The sequence below is a fragment of the Arcicella sp. LKC2W genome (assembly GCF_034931005.1).
Lineage (GTDB): Bacteria > Bacteroidota > Bacteroidia > Cytophagales > Spirosomataceae > Arcicella.
In genome coordinates this window covers 36004-55008 of the sequence record NZ_JAYGIN010000033.1, presented here as the reverse complement: position 1 = coordinate 55008, position 19005 = coordinate 36004, and the positions used below count along the sequence as shown (strand labels likewise).

The following is a 19005-nucleotide window of genomic DNA, read 5'->3' as shown; positions in this document are numbered from 1 at the left end:
GATTTATCTAAAATTAATTTTCAAAATAATATTCCACTTATTTGGAAATTAATTTTAAATATCCGTAAATTTGGAAAATATAACGATAGAATGATTCAATTTTAATAAAACAAGTTGGTATTTATCTGTTATTCTTTAAACTCCATTAAAAAACATATTAGGATGAAAAAACTTTTACAAGTAATTGGTTTTGCCGTTTTGGCAATTGGTGTCAATCAGAATATTCAAGCACAAGGTTGTGTGGCTGTTCGCCAAATGGGTGGACTAACAGGGCTTTCTTCGTCGTCGTACAATCTTGCCAAAGGAGAAATTCAAGTGGGAGCGAATTATCGTTATTTTCATTCTTTTCGTCATTTTGTGGGTACTGAAGAACAACCTCAACGCCAAGAATTAGGCACTGCTGTTAATATATATTCACACGCCGTTGATTTAAATTTTACCTATGGAATTTCTGACCGTTTGTCTGCTTACATAACCCTTCCATACGTTGATAATGAGCGTTCACAGACTCTGGTACTTAACCAAGATGCCGTTTCAAAAGCAAGAACTCGTTATAGTGTTTACGCCAAAGGAATGGCAGATGTGCGTTTTGGGGCAAATTACTGGTTGAAAAATCCCCAAAAAGCAAGCAAAGGAAACTTAAGTCTTGGTTTGGGTATCAAATTGGCAACGGGTAGTTACACCGAAATAGATGATGCTTTACAAACTGATGGAACAAAGAAAAGTGCCGTAATGGATCAAGCTATTCAACCTGGTGACGGCGGAGTAGGTTTTTCAATTGAATTACAGGGTTTCAAGGCGATTTATAAAAATATTTACGGTTTTGCGAATGGATATTATATGTTTAGTCCGAGAGAAGCGAACGGAACATTCAAATCTGCGGCAAGAACAGGTTTGGAAGGATACGAAATTTATGCTTCCCCAGACCAATATTTTGGTAGAGCTGGTTTCATGATGCCAATTGGTAAAAAACAAAATTTAACTGTTTCATTGGCAGGACGATTTGAAGGAATCCCGGCGTATGATGCCTTTGGTGGACAGGTTGCGTATCGTCGTCCAGGTTATGTTATTGCTATCGAACCAGGCATTACATACCGTAAAGGACAACATACCTTTACCTTATTTGTGCCAAAAAATATGGTGAGAAACCGTATTCAAAGTGCGGCTGATATTGCAAACCAAAACTTACAAAATAGTGTGATTACAGACCCTACAAAATATGTTCACGTACAGGGTGATGCTGCTTTTGCCGATTATTCAATCAACATTGGATATGCGTTCAGAATTGGAAAGAAAACAACAACTCCTGAGTGGAAAGGAGGTTTAGACAAATAATTAAAGATTGGGTAATATACTAAAATGGACTTTCGATAGATAGTCCTTTTTTTATGAATTAGCAATACAGAAGTTGTTTTGTATTAAGTTGTCAATGCTATTTTTTTCTAATGTGCTTATAATGAGATAGTTGAATTGCAAAAAAAGCGTTGATAATAGAAAAATACTATCAATGGTTAACCACTTGAAAATTTATTTCGTTTGTTGAATTCTTTACAATCCAGAACTAATATTTATGAAAATGATATTCCGCCATTTATCTTTTCTTATCATTCCATTTTTATTGATATTTTCTTCGATTTTATCTCAAAATAAAATCGAAGAAAAACAGAAAAATAGTCAAGACATAGCTATAAAATGGGCAAAAAAAACGCTGGAATTTATTAATGAACAACCCAATAAATCACCAACATTTATTTCCAGAACGCTCGCCTACACGGGAATTGTCATGTACGAATCAGTTGTGAATAGTAGTGATAAATATCAGTCTATTGCCCCACAAATTAATGGTTTAGGAGCTTTACCGAAGCCAGAAATTGGTAAAAAATACGATTGGGAAATTGTGCTAAATGCGGGTCAGTCGAAGATTCTTAGATTATTGTGGCAACCGTTAAAATCTGATTATAATAGGATTTCGGGGCGTTTGTCTATTTCAAAATTAGATTCTTTAGAAATTGCCATTTTACGCCAAAGAGAATGTTTTGTGGAAGATTCCGCCACTATAAATAGGTCTATAAAATTCGGAAAAACGATTGCTGATTATATTTATCGTTGGTCAATGACAGACGGAGGACACGAGATGAATTATCAAAATTTTGACCCGAATTACAAATTCCCCAAAGGAGAAGGATATTGGATTCCACCACTAAAAGGGCAATCTCCCGTTTTAATGCCTTTGCATCCATATTGGGGCAAAAATCGGACGTTTGTTAAAGCAAATAGTGATTTAGAAATCGCCAAAATAATTCCTTATTCAAAAGACACCACATCGGCTTGCTACAAACAATTTAAGCAGGTTTATGATATTCAGAAAAAACTCACGCAGGAACAAAAAGAAATTGCAAATTGGTGGGGAGACGACCCCGCTTTTACAACTGCTCCTTCTGGGCATTCGTACTGGCTCGCCATGACAATCCTAAAAACTCAAAAGTCGGATTTGATGGTTTCAGCAATGGTTTTTGCAAAAGTTGGAATGGCGTGTGCAGAGGCTTTTATCAACTGTTGGAAAAATAAATACACGTATCATTCTGAAAGACCTGCGGAATATATCAAAGCGAATATTGATAAAAAATTCGTACAATATTGGCCAGAACCTCCATTTCCAGGATTTCCTTCGGGACATTCTACCCAAATGGCAGCGACTTCTGAAGTTTTAATTGGTGTGTTTGGAGATAATATTTACCTTGAGGATAATATGTATCAAAGCAGAGCAAAAGACGAAATAAGAAAAGTAGAATATAAGAATAGACGTTTTAGGACAATTTCCGAAATAGCAGAAGAATGTGGTATTTCAAGGCTTTACGGGGGAATTCACACCATGCAAGATAATTTGGTTGGGTTAGAAGAAGGAAAAAAAATAGGTAAAAATATCAATCGTATTCATTGGAAAAGATAAAAAATCATAATCCAATTAGGGTTTTTTATCTTTCCTGTTCATCGTGTGATTTAAGCAACTACGAATGTTTAAATTTTCAAAGGTTTCTTAAAATACTCCTTCAAGGTTGGTTACATCAGCATTTATGGCTATAAAGTTATCTGAAAAGGATTAGCATTTCTACCAATTTTAGAAGCAATTAAAGAATGGCAGTCGTGCTTTCTGTTATAAATTAATTGAAACTCACTCTTGAAGTTTAGCGAAATAAATACGCAACGATAAAGGGTTTTTTGCAAGACAAACGATAGATTGAACTGATTATTCTAATTCGGAACTATCTACAATTTGTCGCAGAATAAAATTAGCCCACAGATTGTACTGATTCAACGGATTTACACGGATAAATTTAAAGAAAAATCAGTGTAAATCTGTTTTATCTGTTCTATCCGTGGGCTAATTTTGTCTTGCGACAATTAGTAGATAATTCCGTTCTAATTTTCGCTGATTTTATCTTTGTAAATCTGTAAAGTCAGTTCAATCTGTGGTCTAAATTTGTCGCAGACAAATAGTTTATAGTTTTGAAGAAACAGCCGTAAATCATTTTATGGAACACTTTACTCATGGCTTACGACTGGTGAAATATAATTAAAATAGATAATGGTAAATCATAATTATCAGAATCAGTCGAATCAATAAATTAAGAAAATATCCTTCTATTATCAAGACAATTTCGGGGAATTTCATAAATTCAAATTTTACGAATTAGTTTTTGATTTTTTCAAAAAATAGATTCTTAATTCTATCAGAGCTTATCTTAAACCCCGTGATTTTTTCTTGCTTATTACGAACGAACTGAATGCTCCCAAGATTTCTTGAATTACTTAGAAACAAATTCAACTGAATAGGGGTAAGGTTTATGATGGGTTGATTTTTATTGCTCGTGAAAAGCCCCTTTTCATTGTTAGATATTGTGTAGGTTGCTTTTAACGCATGACTATAAAATGTGCCTGTAAACTCGCTTAAATCAGCGATTGATTGGTTGATGGGATTGTATGATTCATATAGATATTCATCGCTTTCACCTGAAGTATAAATCATTTTCATTTTGCCATTCTCTCGACGAAATTTTACCATAATAACATCGTCACCATCAATCACCATTTGGAAACTATTCTCTGATATTGGTATTAATTTGTTTTCCTCATTACTACCTAAAGATTGAAAGTGTAAAGTATCATTTTTTACATAAACTCTAAGAGCTGACATTCTTTCATTGTCCCAATAAAAGCCACTGTATGCACCTAATTGTTGAGGTGTCATTTTGATAGTTTTTATCTTACCGAAGTCAATAGTTGGAGGCTCTGGAAATATATTGCCAAGTATTTCTAAAGCCATATTCATAGCAAGGATACCATTATATCTGTTGTTATTGCCTAATACAAACGAAATGGTTTTTTGATTCGGGAATATGAATATATTGCTACTAAAACCGCTTTCTAAGCCATACGTCCATATTTTGGGAATACCTCTTTCCGAATGTAAATATTGTTGACCATACAACAATCTTCCTAAAGTTGGATTAAAAGTAGTTTTGTCATCATTTAAGGTAACTGGCGAATATAGTTTTTCTATCAATTTTTTGCTGCCTACTTTGGGATTCTCAAAATTAAGATACCAACGGTTCAAATCTGCCACTGAAGTATATAAATTGGTAGTTCCTACAATGGAGTAATTGATGTCATTTTTTTTGAATCTATTATTTGTGGTTTGGTACGAGATAGCTACATTGGGTATTATCATTTCAGAATCATCACAAAACAACGTATTGGTCATTTTTAAAGGTTGAAATATATGTTTCTCAGAAAACTCAGCAAGCGTTTGACCCGTAACTTGTTTTATTACTTCAGCTAATAAAATAAGCCCAGAAGAAGTGTGAGAAAACTTTGTACCTGTTTCATAGTCCAATTCCTTTTGCTGGAAAATCAAATCTAAAGCATCTTTTTTTGTAAAAACATCTTTTCCTCTCCAACCTGCAATTTCCTTTAAAGCCCAAAAGTCGTGTATTCCACTGGATTGGCTCAGTAGATGTTTGATGGTAATTTTATGTCCAAAATCAGGTAATTCTGGAATATATTTTCTTACCTCATCAGATAGAGATAATTTTCCTTGTTCTTCCAGCAATAAAATGGCAAAGGCTGTAAATTGCTTAGACATAGCCCCAATTTGAAATTTAGTATCAGTATTGATGGGAATTTCGTTGGTAATATCGGCACTCCCGAAGCCTTTTAAATAAACGATTTTACCATCTTTTATTAGACCAGCCGCTACACCCAATTTGGCAGTAGAATTATCCCATTCAGAGAATACTTTATCCAAGTTTTTTAGGGTTGCTTGCGGAATAGCAAATTTGTTCTTTTCTATAAGCATGATAATTTCAGAAGCCATTTTCGCTCCTGCACTTGGGTCTTGTCCCGTAACAAACCGCCCATCTACCACATAAAAACCTTCCCCCAATTTATCCGCTTGTACAAAATTGCCTCCATTATCTTTTATGGCTTGGTCAATAGAAAAAGGAAATGTTTTGTAATAATCGTCTGTTTTATCTTCAAATTTATCTGCGAAGCCTGTTATTTTTATGCCTTTATAAAGTGATTTTCCATTTTCATCTTTTAAGTATGCCAAGCCTGCTGTACCGTGGCAAATTGCAGAAACCACCCCGTTGTTTGCATATATTTTCCTTGCAAGGTCTTGAATGAGTTTGTTTTCTGCTATACCAAACATAGCCGCACCGCCACCTCCATAAAAAATGGCACTATAATTTTCTGAAACAACCTTATTTGGCTTCATCGTATTTTTGAGTTTATTCATAAAAAAATTATCATACAGGTATTTTTTATGAATACTATCTGAAGTATTGATGTAACCAATAGGCACAGTTCCGCCATTGGGACTTACAAAATCTACTGTAAATCCTGATTTTGTAAAAATATCAAACGGAACTGCAATCTCACCAAAATGATTAGATGTTCTAATATTAGTAGTTCCATAATACGCTTGATTAGAAACTACAAACAGAATTTTGTTTTGTGAAAAAATGGCGGCTGAGAAGAAATTGGAAAAAATGACTGTCAACAGTAGCAACCTCAACCTTGAAATTATTGTGTACATATTTGCTTTTTTTTAATTTTAAATATGTGCAAATATGAGGTAAGGAAATGGCTTGAAAGTCTTATTTTATGGTATAGGAGTTCGGGGTTATAAAACTGTACTTATTTGAGTGACATTTTTTGGTATTCATTGGGCGTTTTGCCTGTTATTTTCTTAAATGTGCTAAAAAAAGTGGATTTTGAACTAAAACCACTATCATATCCGATACCTTCAACGGTCAGGTTGCTTTCTATTTCCAATAACTCTTTTGCTTTTTCAATCCTATACTCATTAATGAGATTAGTAAACGATTTGCCAAGCATGACATTCAAATATTGAGATAATACGTGTTTGGATACATTCATTTCTTTTGCGGCTTCTTCAAGTGAAAAATTGGGTTTCAGGTACAATTCTTTCTTAACAAGAATAGAAAGATTTTCTGCAATGTGTGCTATTGTATCATTATCAATTTCTTTGTTTTTATACTTTTCTTTTTCTTGAAAAAAAGTGGACGTTTTACTGTTTTTAAAAAGTAAAAGCAAGCCCATTAAGTACAAAATAAATGTGAAAGATAAAGCCCCAACAATGTATGATGTATAAGCTGCTATATAATAGGCTAACCATATACAAAATGTTCCTGTGTAAATACTAAGATGCCAAATATCTATTTTTTTTATACTGTCTTTTATTTTGACTTTTTTCAGAATGGGTTGGATGTATTTAAAAGATACTACTATATAAATAAACCATTGCCAATAAATAGCTTTTACAATCCATTTAATCCATATAATACGATGGTCAACATAAGAATAAAAAGTGCCTACCACACAAATACCTATTAAAAATGGTAAAATATGAATACCCCAATTAGATTTTTGATTTTCAGAATTAGATTTTAGAAATAAGTAAAGAAATGGGCCAATCAGTATTAAGGCGGAAAGCCCAATTTGGATATAAATATTTGATAGATTAGGATTAAAGTAGAAGAATACAGATTTTATAACTCGAACACTTAATACCAAAAGTAGTAGTGATAAGAAATAATTTGAGAAAATTTTCTTTTTCGCATTTACGGCAAAATATACTGACAGCAATAGACCATTAAAAGCACCTAATGCACTAAAAAAGAAAAGCAACTGACTTGAGTCTGTCATTATTAAGTCGAATTAATAGTTGTTTAAGTAGGCTAAAGCTAACCAATGATAAAACCTGTCTTAATTGTAATTTTACTTCCCAATTATCTCTTTTCGGTGTGTTATTCCCCAATCAGTCAGGTTATTAATTATGGTTCGTAAGGTCAAACCGTGTTCAGTGAGTTCATACTGAACCGTGATAGGTTGGGTATCTAAAACAGTTCTTTTGATTATTTTATTTACTTCCAATTCTTTCAGTTCTTTGCTCAACATCTTGTTGGAAATACCAATAACATCATTCAAAATGTCTGAAAACCGTCTTTTGTTATAATAACAAATAGAGGAAATAATGGTTATTTTCCATTTGCCACTCAGCACATCCATTGAATCTTGAACTGCCATCATCTTTTTTTTATGTTCTTCTGACTGGAATACACTACATTTCATAATCCTATTTATTTGTTACCTGTGAGTTACTTCGTTACTTGAATGATACTGTTACTTTTAGATACAAAGTTACTAAAATAAATTAACTGAATATACCTTTGCAACTCAAATTTATAAAAAACAAAAGATGAGTAAGTTAGAAAATAAAGTAGCAATCGTTACGGGTGCATCAAAAGGAATTGGTGCGGGTATAGCAAAAGCTTATGCTCAAGCAGGTGCAAAAGTGGTTGTAAATTATGCGTCGAGTAAAGAAGATGCAGAGCAGGTAGTGAAATCTATTACAGAAAATGGCGGAACAGCCATTGCAATCCATGGCGATGTGTCAAAATCATCAGACGTTGCCAGACTGTTTGAAGAAGCCAAAAATGCGTTTGGTACAGTAGATATTTTGGTAAATAATGCAGGCGTTTATCAAGGAGCACCAATTGAAGGAATCACAGAAGAGGGGTTTCATCAGCAATTTAACATCAATGTATTAGGTTCTTTGCTGACTATCAAAGAAGCGGTAGCACAATTTGGAAATGATGGCGGAACAATTATCAACATCAGCTCGGTGGTAAGCACTTTGCCTTTAGCAATGATGTCGATTTACTCAGCGACAAAAGCAGCATTAGATTCTATAACGGTTTCATTATCAAAAGAATTTAGTGGCAGAAATATCCGCATCAACTCTATTTTGCCTGGTGGTGTGCAAACAGAAGGTACTGTAACTGCTGGCATAACAGGTAGCGATATGGAAAAAACGATGATTGCCAATACTCCACTTGGACGCATCGGTCAGCCAGATGATATTGCCAAAGTAGCGGTCTTTCTTGCCTCTGATGATGCCACATGGATTAACGGAGAGAAAATAACGGTTTCTGGGGGAATTTATGGATTTTAATTTTATTAGTTAGCTTAAATTTATTGCCTCGCTCTAAATATATTGAGTTTTCAAAATGGAGAACGATAATTGATTTTAGAACGGGGCTTTTAATCATATTTCTACGATTTTCTCACATAAACAAGGCATCCATTGTTAATTCATTTTGGATACTTGAGGCTGAATATTCGTTGGCTTTTACGCCAAAAGTCGTCAGCATCGTAAGGAAAATAGTCTTTTTTGTCGCTGTTGATTCCTTAAATGATTGTATTTTGTGTCGTAATTTGGCATCGTAATCTTTTGTAATCACAAATTCATTGATTGAAAACTTTATCTCGAATAAATTTATTACTTGATCTCTTCGCTCTATTACCAAATCTATTTGGCTGCCTTTTTTTTCGTCGTCACCTTTTGTTTGCCACGAATAAGTATTACTTGATACACCTCCGATATTCAAAGCCCTTTTTATTTGTGGAACATGAGCAAAACATACTTGTTCAAAGGCAAGCCCCGACCATGTTCTAAAAGCTGGATTATCAATGTTATTCAACCAAATATTAGGTTCATATTTGCCCGCCGTAGCAATAAATCGAAAATAAAATAGGGTGTAAAAATCCGAAATACAATAGACCGATTTTGCTGTTTTTAAGCCAAATTTGGGTAGTTTGGTAATAAAACCGCTTTCTTCCAATTCATTCAACGTTTTTGTCATTGTCCCTCCTGTTGGAATTTTGGTATATTTTACCAATTCATCTCTGGTCAATGACCCTCCTTTTCCAAACAATGTTTTCAATATTAATTCATGTTTTTCAGCCTCTCTGAACAAAGAGGAAAAAATATAACTAAATTCCGTTCTAAGTTTTCCGTCATTTCTAAAACATAAATCTTCAATATTTTGCATCGCACTTTTTCCAGCTTCAACTTGGTCTAAGTAATAAGGAATACCTCCCATGACCATATATAATTGAATGATTTGGTAATGGTCTAAAATGATATTTTTAGAGGAGAAATAATGTTTAGTTTCCCGTAAATCAAATGGTTCTAATTTAATTCTTTCAGTTACACGGTTATATAATCCTCCCGTATTTTTGATTAAGTTGTTAAGCATCCACGATGCCGCTGAGCCACATACAATTAGTAAAACGTCATTTTTGGCACTTGCCCACGAATTCCAGAAAAATTCAAGTCCCATCATAAAGTCAGACTTTTTGGTATCCATCCACGGCATTTCATCAATAAAAATCACCTTTTTCTTTGATGAGTCTAAATTTTCTAATTCTTTAATTAAAAGATTAAACGCTTCCAGCCAATTAGTTGGAATTGTATGCGTAGCAGAAAAGTAACTATTAATAAAAATAGTAAAATTGGTGAGTTGTTGCTTTGTATTACCCTTGGCGAGTCCTGTGGCATAAAAGTCAAAATTGTTTTTGAAGTAGTCTCTTATTAAAAAAGTTTTTCCTACTCTCCTTCTACCATAAACCGCCAAAAATTCAGATTGGGACGAACCCATCAGTTTTTCGATTTTCTGAATTTCTCTAATTCTCCCAATTAATTTCATGTCTCCCAAGTTTTATTATCAGCCAAAAATAGTTAAAATTATGTATTTTGGCTAATAAATTTACTGTTATCAGCCAAAATGTTGAAATTTGGTTTTTTTTGGCTGATAATTGGCAATTCTTATTGAACATATTTATGCTCAATTTGGGTAAAATGGATTGCTTGTTGAGTTTCGTTAAGCCGTCATGATTTGAAATGTGGCTTCTATGAGAGTATTCCGTAAAGAAGTGGTAGTTTATTAAATAGCGTCAAATTATTCCCCCTGTTGGAGCAAAACAATTTCTTCAAATTCGTCCGAAAGCTTGTAACTTAATCTTTTAAAAATCTTAAAATATTTCATATAAATTTCATGATTTTGAACTTTGGGATGATACGTTTCAACTGATTTTACAGTGGCGGCGGCTTCTTCTAAATTTTGATAAACGCCCAATTGTGTCAGAGCTAATAAAGCCGTTCCCATCGCCACACTGTCATGATTATCATTGACATGAATCGTTTTTCCGAACATATCTGTTAAGATTTGTGTCCACAGTGGTAAGGAAGCATAAGCCCCGTTGATGTAAATACTATCAAAATTTCGGTGTGTTTCGAGTATTTTTCCGATGCTATAAATTTCAAATAAAATACCTTCTAAAGTGGCTCGAACAAAGTGTTTTTGTTGGTGACTAATATTCAAACCAAAGTACATTCCACGGGCATTTGCGTTCCAAAGTGGGGCTCTTTCTCCCAATAAATACGGTAAAAAAAGTAAACCTTCTGCTCCAGCTTTCACCTGAGTAGCTTCTTTAAACAAATCGTTGAGGACATCTTCAAAATCTAAATCTTCTGAAAAATTACCAAATTGACGAGCAAACCACTCAAAAACGACTCCCCCATTATTGGTAGGGCCGCCCGAAACGTAATGTCCTTCTGCCAAAAGATAGTTGAAAAAACGTTGTTTTTCGTCCCGTAAAACTTCCTTACCAGCTACTCGTACTGCCCCGCTTGAGCCAATTGTAATGGTTGCTTTTCCTTGCCCAATAATTCCTGCTCCAAGTGTTGCCAAACATCCATCACTGGCTCCAATAATAATATGCGTTTTGGTTGGTAAACCGAGCGTGATACAGTATTCTTTTTTCAAAAACACCTCTGAGTTAAAAACAGAAACTGGTTCAGAAAGTCGGTCTGCGGTGATGCCTGCAAAATCAAGGGAATCTTGATGCCATTTGAATGTATGAATATCAAAAAGCCCCGTAGAAGAAGCAATACTATGGTCAATCACATATTCGCCCGTAAATTGCTTGATAACATATTCTTTCAACGAGATAAATTTATAAGTCTGGTTAAAGCGTTCTTGGTCATGATTTTTTATCCACGAAATTTTTATCAAAGGCGACATCGGGTGAATGGGCGTTCCTGTGGTGTGATAAATGCTTTCATTTTGTGGCAGTTTTTTTAATAATGTTGCTTCTTTCACCCCTCGATTATCCGCCCAAATAATGGCATTTCCCAATGGATTTCCATTTTTATCAACAGGCAAAACGCTGTGCATTGATGCACTAAAACAAATGGTTTTTACCTTGTATTTTTTGGGATGAATATACTCATTCAGCATATTTTTGAGAATATACAAAGTCGTAATAAAAATCTGTTCGGGGTCTTGCTCACTATAATCGGGTTGAGGATGAAAGGTTGGATACGAGCCTTTTTTGCAGCAAATAACCCTTCCATTCATGTCAAAAGCATGAATTTTAACGGTTGAAGTATTTATGTCGATGGTAAGCAGACAATCCATGTTTTTATTTTAAGTAGGACAGGTTTTTAACCTGTCATGAAAAACTTTAAACTGACAGGTTAGAAACCTGTATTACTTACTTTTCCTGAACTCTCGTGGCGTATAACCCGTCAGTTTTTTGAAGGTTGATGAAAAATGTTGGGACGAATAAAAACCCGTTTCCAAAGCGATATCAGTCAAACTTAAATCTTTGCGGTTTAATAATTTAATCGCTTCCGAAATCCTGATATTGATGAGATAGTTCAGCGGAGAAAAGCCTGAAAACGCCTTTGCTTTTTCTGTAAAAGCGGTTGTTCCTAAACCGACCAAACCCGCCATTTCTTCAACCGTCCACGGATGAGCAAGATTTTCTCTCAAAGTCTGCTCCAATTTCAAAAAAGTTTGGGGGAAATCTCGCCTGAGGTTATCCTGTTTACTCAAATGTCGCACCGCAGTAATTAATAATTCATCAATTAAGTGATTGATGCGGGTTCGATAACCTAATTCTTTGGAAAAAAACTCTGATTCGAGGTGTTGAAATATCTGCTGACAGTTTTTCAAACGGGTTAAGATAGGCTTTTTATTGAGCGAAAGCAATTTTCCAATTACTCTTTGGTCAGTTTCTGAAATTCCACTCCAATCTCCCAAAATCAATTCTCCAGTCGGTTCAAATATTTTTGGTTTTATCGTTATCCAAGTCAAAGCCCCAATATCATACGCTCCTTTACTACTCCCAATAGACTGCCAAGGACTGGTCATGGAAGTATCATTCGGATAGAGTAAAAACTGCTGTCCGTCAATATTCCAGTCAAATTTCCCTTCAGTAATCAAGCAAATTTTAATGCCTTCACTTGCTTGTATTTCCTGAGAATTGAGCTGAATATTTTGAATTTTATGATTGGCAAATTCAATAATGTGCGAGAAAGAAGCTAATTCTTTAGACTTTCCTTGACACAATATAAATGGATTCATCGGTTTTCTAAAATCGTTGAGAATGGGTAAAGAATCATTAAAAGATGTTGTTTACTCATTCCTTATGTAAAATTAGGTCAATTAATTATGAAAATATTACAAAATCCACCGCTGTAAATAAATGAAAGTTTTTCTTTAAATAATGATGAAATTTTACATCGCTGACTTAATGATATTTAGCAAATCTTAACTCAAAATTTATCCACAATCACTCAAATCATTTAAAATTAAGAAATATGAAAAGAATTAGACTAAATGGTCTTCATATACTACAAAACCTGTCCAAAATCATCTTGGCAATAGGTTTTATACTATATTCTGCCGTATCCTTTTCTCAAGATTTATCTATTAAGGGGCTTGTTACAGACAAATCTAATGATGGAATTGCTGGAGTTGCCGTCAAAATAAAGGGAACAACCAAAGGAACAAGTACCGATGCAACTGGAAATTATAAACTTTCGGTTGGCAATAATGTAACCTTGATTTTTAGTGCAGTTGGTTATGCCACCAAAGAAATTAACGTAGGTAGTAAAACGACTATTGATGTAGTTTTGGTAGATGATAATAAAAATTTGGAAGAAGTAGTAGTTACGGCTTTGGGTATCAAAAAAGATGCAAAAAAAGTTGGGTACTCTGTTTCAACCATCACTCGTGAAGCATTAACCGAAAACAGAACACCCAATTTTATGAACGCTTTGCAAGGACAAATTGCGGGTGTAAATATTGCTCCTTTGGGAACAGGCCCTGCTGGAACGTCTAAAATTAGAATCAGAGGACAAAGTTCGATTTCTGGACAAAATAGCCCTCTCATTGTGGTAAATGGTATTCCAATTGATAATACTAACTTTGGTACGAATCCAGGAAATGCAGCATCTGATAATTCAATTGGTGTACGTGGCGGTGGAAATACATCTGATGGTGGTGATGGACTTTCAAGTATCAATCCAGATGATATTGAAAATATGACCGTTTTGAAAGGTGCAACGGCAGCCGCACTTTATGGCTCACGTGCGAAGGATGGCGTAATTATGATTACTACCAAAACCAAAGGTGATTCAAAAGGAATTGGCGTTTCGTTTAACTCAAATTTTACGAATGATACACCTTTAGATTTTACGGATTATCAATACGTTTATGGTCAAGGTGAAAACGGTGTTCGTCCAACTACTGCCAATCCAACATCGGGACAGTGGTCGTTTGGAGAAAAATTTCAAGCTGGTATGACTCAAGTGCTTTTTGATGGCGTAACTGTGCCTTACGTACCTGTACAAAATAGAATTAGAACGTTTTTTAGAGATGGAACTAACTTCACAAATACGGTTTCCATTTCTTCAAATACCGAAAAAGGCGGACTTACCTTGTCGTTTGCCAACATGGATAACAAAGGAATTGTACCCAATAACACGTTTAACCGCAAGACGATAAACTTGGGTTATGCCTATGATATTTCTAAAAAATTAAGTATTTCTGGTAACGTCAATTATTCAAATGAGTTTAATAAAAACCCGCCAAATATTGCGAATCAAGATAACTCTATTCCAACGGCGGTATATAATATGGCAAATTCAATGCCTTTTGATTTGTTGGAAGCCAAGAAATTTGATGCCAATGGCGACGAGTACGTTTATTCAAGATTTAAAAATAGAACCAATCCGTATTTTACGCTTTCACAACAATTTCAAAATATTACCCGTGATAGAATTTTCGGAAATATCTCAGTGAAATATAAATTATTAGATTGGCTTTCGGTGCAAGGGCGAGTAGGTCAGGATTATTGGTCACGTGACCAAGATTATAACAATTTTCCAACGGGACAAGCGTCACTTACGCCTGCTCCAGTAGGTTTTGTCAATGGCGTTTATACCCAAGAGTCACGCAGATTTAGAGAAACTAACGCCGACATTTTATTGATGGCAAGCAAAACTTTTGGCGATTTTGGCATTGATTTAAACGTTGGAGGTAATCAAATGTATCGTCGTTCTGATGTAAACTCAACGCAAGTAACTGATTTTGTGGTTCGTGACCTTTATACAGTGATGAACGGACGAGTAAAAGACCCAATTTATGGTTTGTCTGAAAGGTCCGTAAATTCTATTTATGGTTCGAGTGAATTTTCTTACAAAAACTTTTTATTCTTGAACGTTACCGCCAGAAATGACTGGTTTTCAACGCTTTCCAAAGAAAATAGAAGTATTTTATATCCTTCTATATCAGGAAGTTATGTTTTTTCTCAATCACTTTCGAGTATTCCAAGTTGGTTGAGTTTTGGGAAATTACGAGTGGCTTATGCTGAGGTTGGTAGTGATACAGACGTTTCTCCGTATTCAAATAATTTGTTTTATGCCATCAATGCCAACTTATTTGCTAATCCAGTAGGAAATCCACAACCCATTGGAGGTTCGTCGGGAGCTACCGTTCCTAATTCAAATTTGAAACCAATGCGTACTTCAGAATCTGAAATTGGTTTAGAATTAAAATTATTCCAAAACCGTCTTTCGATTGACTTAGCGGCATACCAAAAAGTTACGAGCGACCAAATTGTATCGGCTCAAATTTCGGATGCTTCTGGTTTTACCAATTCTTTGATTAATAGTGGAAAAAGTCAAACCAATGGTTTAGAAATGTTAATGGCATTTTCACCGATAAAAAATAGTGATTTTCAATGGAATGTAACCGTGAATAGCTCTTATAACATTACCAAAGTATTGAGTTTGACAACCGATAAAGAAGGCGAAAGAATTACGACGGGAACGCACGTTTTCAATGGTGAACTTCGCCAAATTGTAGGGCAAGAAATGGGGCAAATTTATGGTTTTGGCTTTAAGAGAAATGCTCAAGGGCAAATGATTTTTGGAACAAGCGGTCTTCCTTTAAAAACATCAGACTTGATTTCGTATGGCAGTGCTTTACCAAAATGGATGGGAGGAATTACTAACTCATTCAATTACAAAGGGTTAACGCTTTCGTTCTTGATTGATTTCAAATTGGGAAATATGATGCTTTCGGGTACAAATTTCAATGCCGTTCGTCATGGTTTGCACCAAATGACTTTGGAAGGTCGTGAAGGCGGAGTTTTGGGCGTTGGCGTAACTGAAAAAGGCGAACCAAATACGGTTAAAGCCCCAGTTCAAGATTATTGGTCGGTGGTTCGTTCACAGGCAATTATTGAACCAGTGGTTTCTAATGGAGGATATTGGAAACTACGTCAGATTACGGCAGGTTATGATTTGAGTAAATTTTTACCAAAATCATTCCCTGTAAAAACGCTTAAATTAAGCTTGACAGCCAATAATGTATTCTTGATTAAGAAATGGGTTCCTAATATTGACCCAGATTCATTTGGTTATTCATCGGATAATTTGGTGGGTATGGAATCAACGGGTTTGCCAACAACTCGTAGTATTGGGTTCAATTTGAATGCTAAGTTTTAGGGTTAGCACGTAGATTAGACTTCTTATCTTAATATAAAAAATATAAAAAGAACGAAATTAGAATATTAAGTCGCAACCGCTGACGGGGTGAAAACCCCGTCAGGGTAACAGAAATAATCCCTGACGGCGGTTTTTCACCCCGTCAGCGGTTAAATTTAGCATTTGCGACTTGAAATTTATAATTCATAAAAAGAAAATTCTTATGAAAATCAAATATAAATATTTCCATAAAACTACCATTTTAAGCATCGTACTTTGCTTTTTAATGTGTGGTTGCGATAAAGGGTTTGATGAACTGAATGTTAATAAAACTGCCGCAACATCCGTTAATCCCGTTTTTATACTCAATAATGCTACCATAAATACATCGTTTCCAACAGGGACAATTTTGTATGAAATTGGCATTGTTCAGCAAATGATTTCGCCAAATTCGGGCGTTTTGGCAGGGGCAAATTATAATCAGGATATTCGGGACAATACCCAACAAAACTGGCAGCGTTATTATCGTTCGGTGATTCGCAATACTTATGACGTGATTTCAAAAACTAAAAGTTTGCCCGCCAGAAGTAACCTTTATAACATGGCTCGTATTTTACAGTCATATAGTTTTTTGGTTTTGACGGATTCTTACGGTGATATTCCTTACTCAGAAGCTGGAAAAGGCTATACAGACCAATTAGTTTCGCCAAAATATGATTCGCAACAAACTGTTTATGCAGGAATTATTAAAGAATTAACCGAAGCTACTGCTGCTCTGGATGCTTCAAAAACCATTGAAACTGCGGATGTTTTGTACGGAGGAAATATCAGTCTTTGGAAAAAATTTGGAAATTCTGTGTTGCTTCGTGCAGGTATGAGATTAACTAAAATTGATGCTACTCAAGCACAATCAATTGTTCAAAAAGCGTTTCAGTCAGGAATTATGGAAGCAAATTCTGATAATGCCTTCATAAAACATGATGCCAATTATTTGAATGCACTTGGGCAAACACTCAATTCGACAGAATCGAGTAATATTTATTTGGGAGCTCCATTTGTTACTTTTTTACAACAAACAAATGACCCACGCTTAAAATCTATTGCCTTAAGATATGTGGGGGCAAAATCGGGAATTGAGCAAACCTCTGCTCGTGCAACGACCGACCCAACACAACAAATTGGAATGCCTTTTGGATTTGATAATGGTTCAATTGTAACAGAAGTAACGAAATCAAAATTGGCGAGTTTCTATGATTATAGCCAAGTGGATAGAACTCGCATGGCAAAAACGACTTCGCCGATGTTCTTGGTAACGGCTGCCCAAACGCAATTACTTTTGGCAGAAGCCGCCCAACGTGGCTGGATTACGGGTGCAACTGTTGAGGCATTTTTCAATAAAGGGGTAAAATTACACATGGAACAAATGGCTTTATATGATGCTAATTCGGCAGTTTCTGCTTCGGCAATTGAGGCTTATCAAAAAGAAAATCCATACAATGCAAGTAAAGCTTTGGAGCAAATAAATACGCAATATTGGGTTGCCTCTTTCTTGAATGGGCCTGAAGCATTTGCCAATTTCAGAAGAAGTGGTTTTCCAAATTTAGCACCAAATCCATTCCCAGGAAAAAGTATTAAAGGTACATTTATCAGAAGATTGACCTACCCAAATTCTGAAATCTCAGTCAATAGCGTAAATGTTAAAGAAGCTATCACCAGAATGGGAGCAGATGATTTGGATGCAAAAGTTTGGTGGGATAAGTAGAAAATGAGTACAACTAAAAAGAACAATACAACCTTTCAAAGTCATAAACCTTATAGACTCCATGAAAAACATGGAGTCTTTATTTTACCTTTGAGGGAATTAATTATAAACAGAAAAGTATGCAAATCGGAATTATAGGATTAGGCAAAATGGGTTTCAATCTTGCCCTTAACTTAAAAAGAAATGGTTACGAAGTAGTAGCTAATGATGTAAATCAAGATTTTGTTCAAAAAATAGCGGCTGAAGGAATCAAAACAGGCAACTCTATTGACGAATTATGTCAGCAATTAACAGACCGAAAAGTAATTTGGTTGATGGTTCCTGCGGGTGAAATTGTAGATAAAGTTATTGAAACATTATTGCCTTTTTTAAATCCTGCCGATATTATCATCGACGGTGGAAACTCAAATTTTAAGGAGTCTAAAAAACGGTATAACTATCTGAAAACCAAAAATATAGATTTCTTAGATTGTGGAACATCGGGCGGAACTTCGGGGGCATTAAATGGAGCTTGTACCATGATTGGTGGTGAAAATGAAGTCTTTGCTTATGTTGAAAAAGTATTTAAAGATATTTCAGTTGAAAACGGATATTTACATACAGGAGCAGCAGGAAGTGGGCATTTTACCAAAATGGTTCACAACGGAATTGAGTATGGAATGATGCAAGCTATTGCGGAAGGTTTTGAAGTTTTTGAACATTCTGAATTTGATATTGATTTTCAAAAAACCGCTAAAATGTTTAATCATGGTTCAGTTGTGAGAGGTTGGTTGATGGAATTGACAGAAAAAGCTTTCTCAAAAGACCCACAATTAGATTCAATCAAAGGCATCATGCACTCGTCGGGCGAAGGGAAATGGACTTTAGAAACTGCCTTAGATTTGGGCGTACCAACACCCGTAATTGCCATGTCTGTAATGATGCGTTACCGTTCACAAATGACAGATACTTTCTCTGGAAAAGTAGTGGCTGCTCTTAGAAATGAGTTCGGTGGTCATGCGGTTGAGAAGAAATAATAATTAGACCACTGATT

The 19005-nt window shown here is 35.1% G+C and carries 12 protein-coding genes; 6 read left to right on the top strand and 6 right to left on the bottom strand.

Annotated elements, in window-relative coordinates; all coding sequences use genetic code 11:
* Positions 1 to 162: 162 nt before the first annotated feature.
* Together VB796_RS21825 and VB796_RS21820 are read left to right on the top strand one after the other, a co-directional pair.
* Complete coding sequence (locus tag VB796_RS21825) at positions 163 to 1335, top strand: hypothetical protein (RefSeq protein ID WP_323348715.1); 1173 nt, start codon at positions 163 to 165, stop codon at positions 1333 to 1335.
* Between the two features lie 235 nt (positions 1336 to 1570).
* Positions 1571 to 2950, top strand: coding sequence for a vanadium-dependent haloperoxidase (locus VB796_RS21820; RefSeq protein WP_323348714.1), 1380 nt, complete (start codon positions 1571 to 1573; stop codon positions 2948 to 2950).
* Positions 2951 to 3691: 741 nt separating this feature from the next.
* Here VB796_RS21820 and VB796_RS21815 read toward each other — a convergent pair.
* From VB796_RS21815 to VB796_RS21805, 3 genes are all read right to left on the bottom strand, one after another.
* Complete coding sequence (locus tag VB796_RS21815) at positions 3692 to 6097, bottom strand: serine hydrolase (protein ID WP_323348713.1); 2406 nt, start codon at positions 6095 to 6097, stop codon at positions 3692 to 3694.
* Positions 6098 to 6198: 101 nt separating this feature from the next.
* Positions 6199 to 7230, bottom strand: a complete 1032-nt coding sequence (locus tag VB796_RS21810; RefSeq protein ID WP_323348712.1) for a helix-turn-helix domain-containing protein — start codon at positions 7228 to 7230, stop codon at positions 6199 to 6201.
* 72 nt (positions 7231 to 7302) lie between these two features.
* Positions 7303 to 7656 carry a helix-turn-helix domain-containing protein gene (locus VB796_RS21805; protein ID WP_323348711.1) on the bottom strand — a complete coding sequence of 118 codons (354 nt, stop codon included), beginning with the start codon at positions 7654 to 7656 and terminating at the stop codon, positions 7303 to 7305.
* A gap of 127 nt (positions 7657 to 7783) precedes the next feature.
* On the opposite strand from VB796_RS21805, the gene VB796_RS21800 reads away from it, so the two are divergent.
* Positions 7784 to 8539 carry a glucose 1-dehydrogenase gene (locus tag VB796_RS21800; RefSeq protein ID WP_323348710.1) on the top strand — a complete coding sequence of 252 codons (756 nt, stop codon included), beginning with the start codon at positions 7784 to 7786 and terminating at the stop codon, positions 8537 to 8539.
* 112 nt (positions 8540 to 8651) lie between these two features.
* Here the strand turns inward: VB796_RS21800 and VB796_RS21795 are convergent, their stop codons facing one another.
* From VB796_RS21795 to VB796_RS21785, 3 genes are all read right to left on the bottom strand, one after another.
* The gene (locus VB796_RS21795; protein ID WP_323348709.1) at positions 8652 to 10076 is read right to left on the bottom strand and encodes an ATP-binding protein; all 1425 of its coding nucleotides are present in this window, start codon (positions 10074 to 10076) and stop codon (positions 8652 to 8654) included.
* 252 nt (positions 10077 to 10328) lie between these two features.
* A complete protein-coding gene (locus VB796_RS21790; protein ID WP_323348708.1) occupies positions 10329 to 11849 on the bottom strand; it encodes a gluconokinase in 1521 nt (506 codons plus the stop codon).
* A gap of 72 nt (positions 11850 to 11921) precedes the next feature.
* Positions 11922 to 12800 carry an AraC family transcriptional regulator gene (locus tag VB796_RS21785; protein WP_323348707.1) on the bottom strand — a complete coding sequence of 293 codons (879 nt, stop codon included), beginning with the start codon at positions 12798 to 12800 and terminating at the stop codon, positions 11922 to 11924.
* A gap of 236 nt (positions 12801 to 13036) precedes the next feature.
* Between VB796_RS21785 and VB796_RS21780 the strand changes: the two genes are divergently transcribed.
* The 3 genes from VB796_RS21780 (at position 13037) to gnd (ending at position 18988) form a co-directional block, all read left to right on the top strand.
* Positions 13037 to 16231 (top strand): SusC/RagA family TonB-linked outer membrane protein, encoded by a 3195-nt coding sequence (locus VB796_RS21780; protein WP_323348706.1) that lies wholly within the window; start codon positions 13037 to 13039, stop codon positions 16229 to 16231.
* A 202-nt stretch (positions 16232 to 16433) separates the two neighbouring features.
* Entirely contained in the window at positions 16434 to 17972 is a 1539-nt protein-coding gene (locus tag VB796_RS21775; RefSeq protein ID WP_323348705.1) for a SusD/RagB family nutrient-binding outer membrane lipoprotein, read from the top strand.
* Between the two features lie 119 nt (positions 17973 to 18091).
* Positions 18092 to 18988 carry a phosphogluconate dehydrogenase (NAD(+)-dependent, decarboxylating) gene (gene gnd / locus VB796_RS21770; RefSeq protein ID WP_323348704.1) on the top strand — a complete coding sequence of 299 codons (897 nt, stop codon included), beginning with the start codon at positions 18092 to 18094 and terminating at the stop codon, positions 18986 to 18988.
* Positions 18989 to 19005 lie beyond the last annotated feature (17 nt).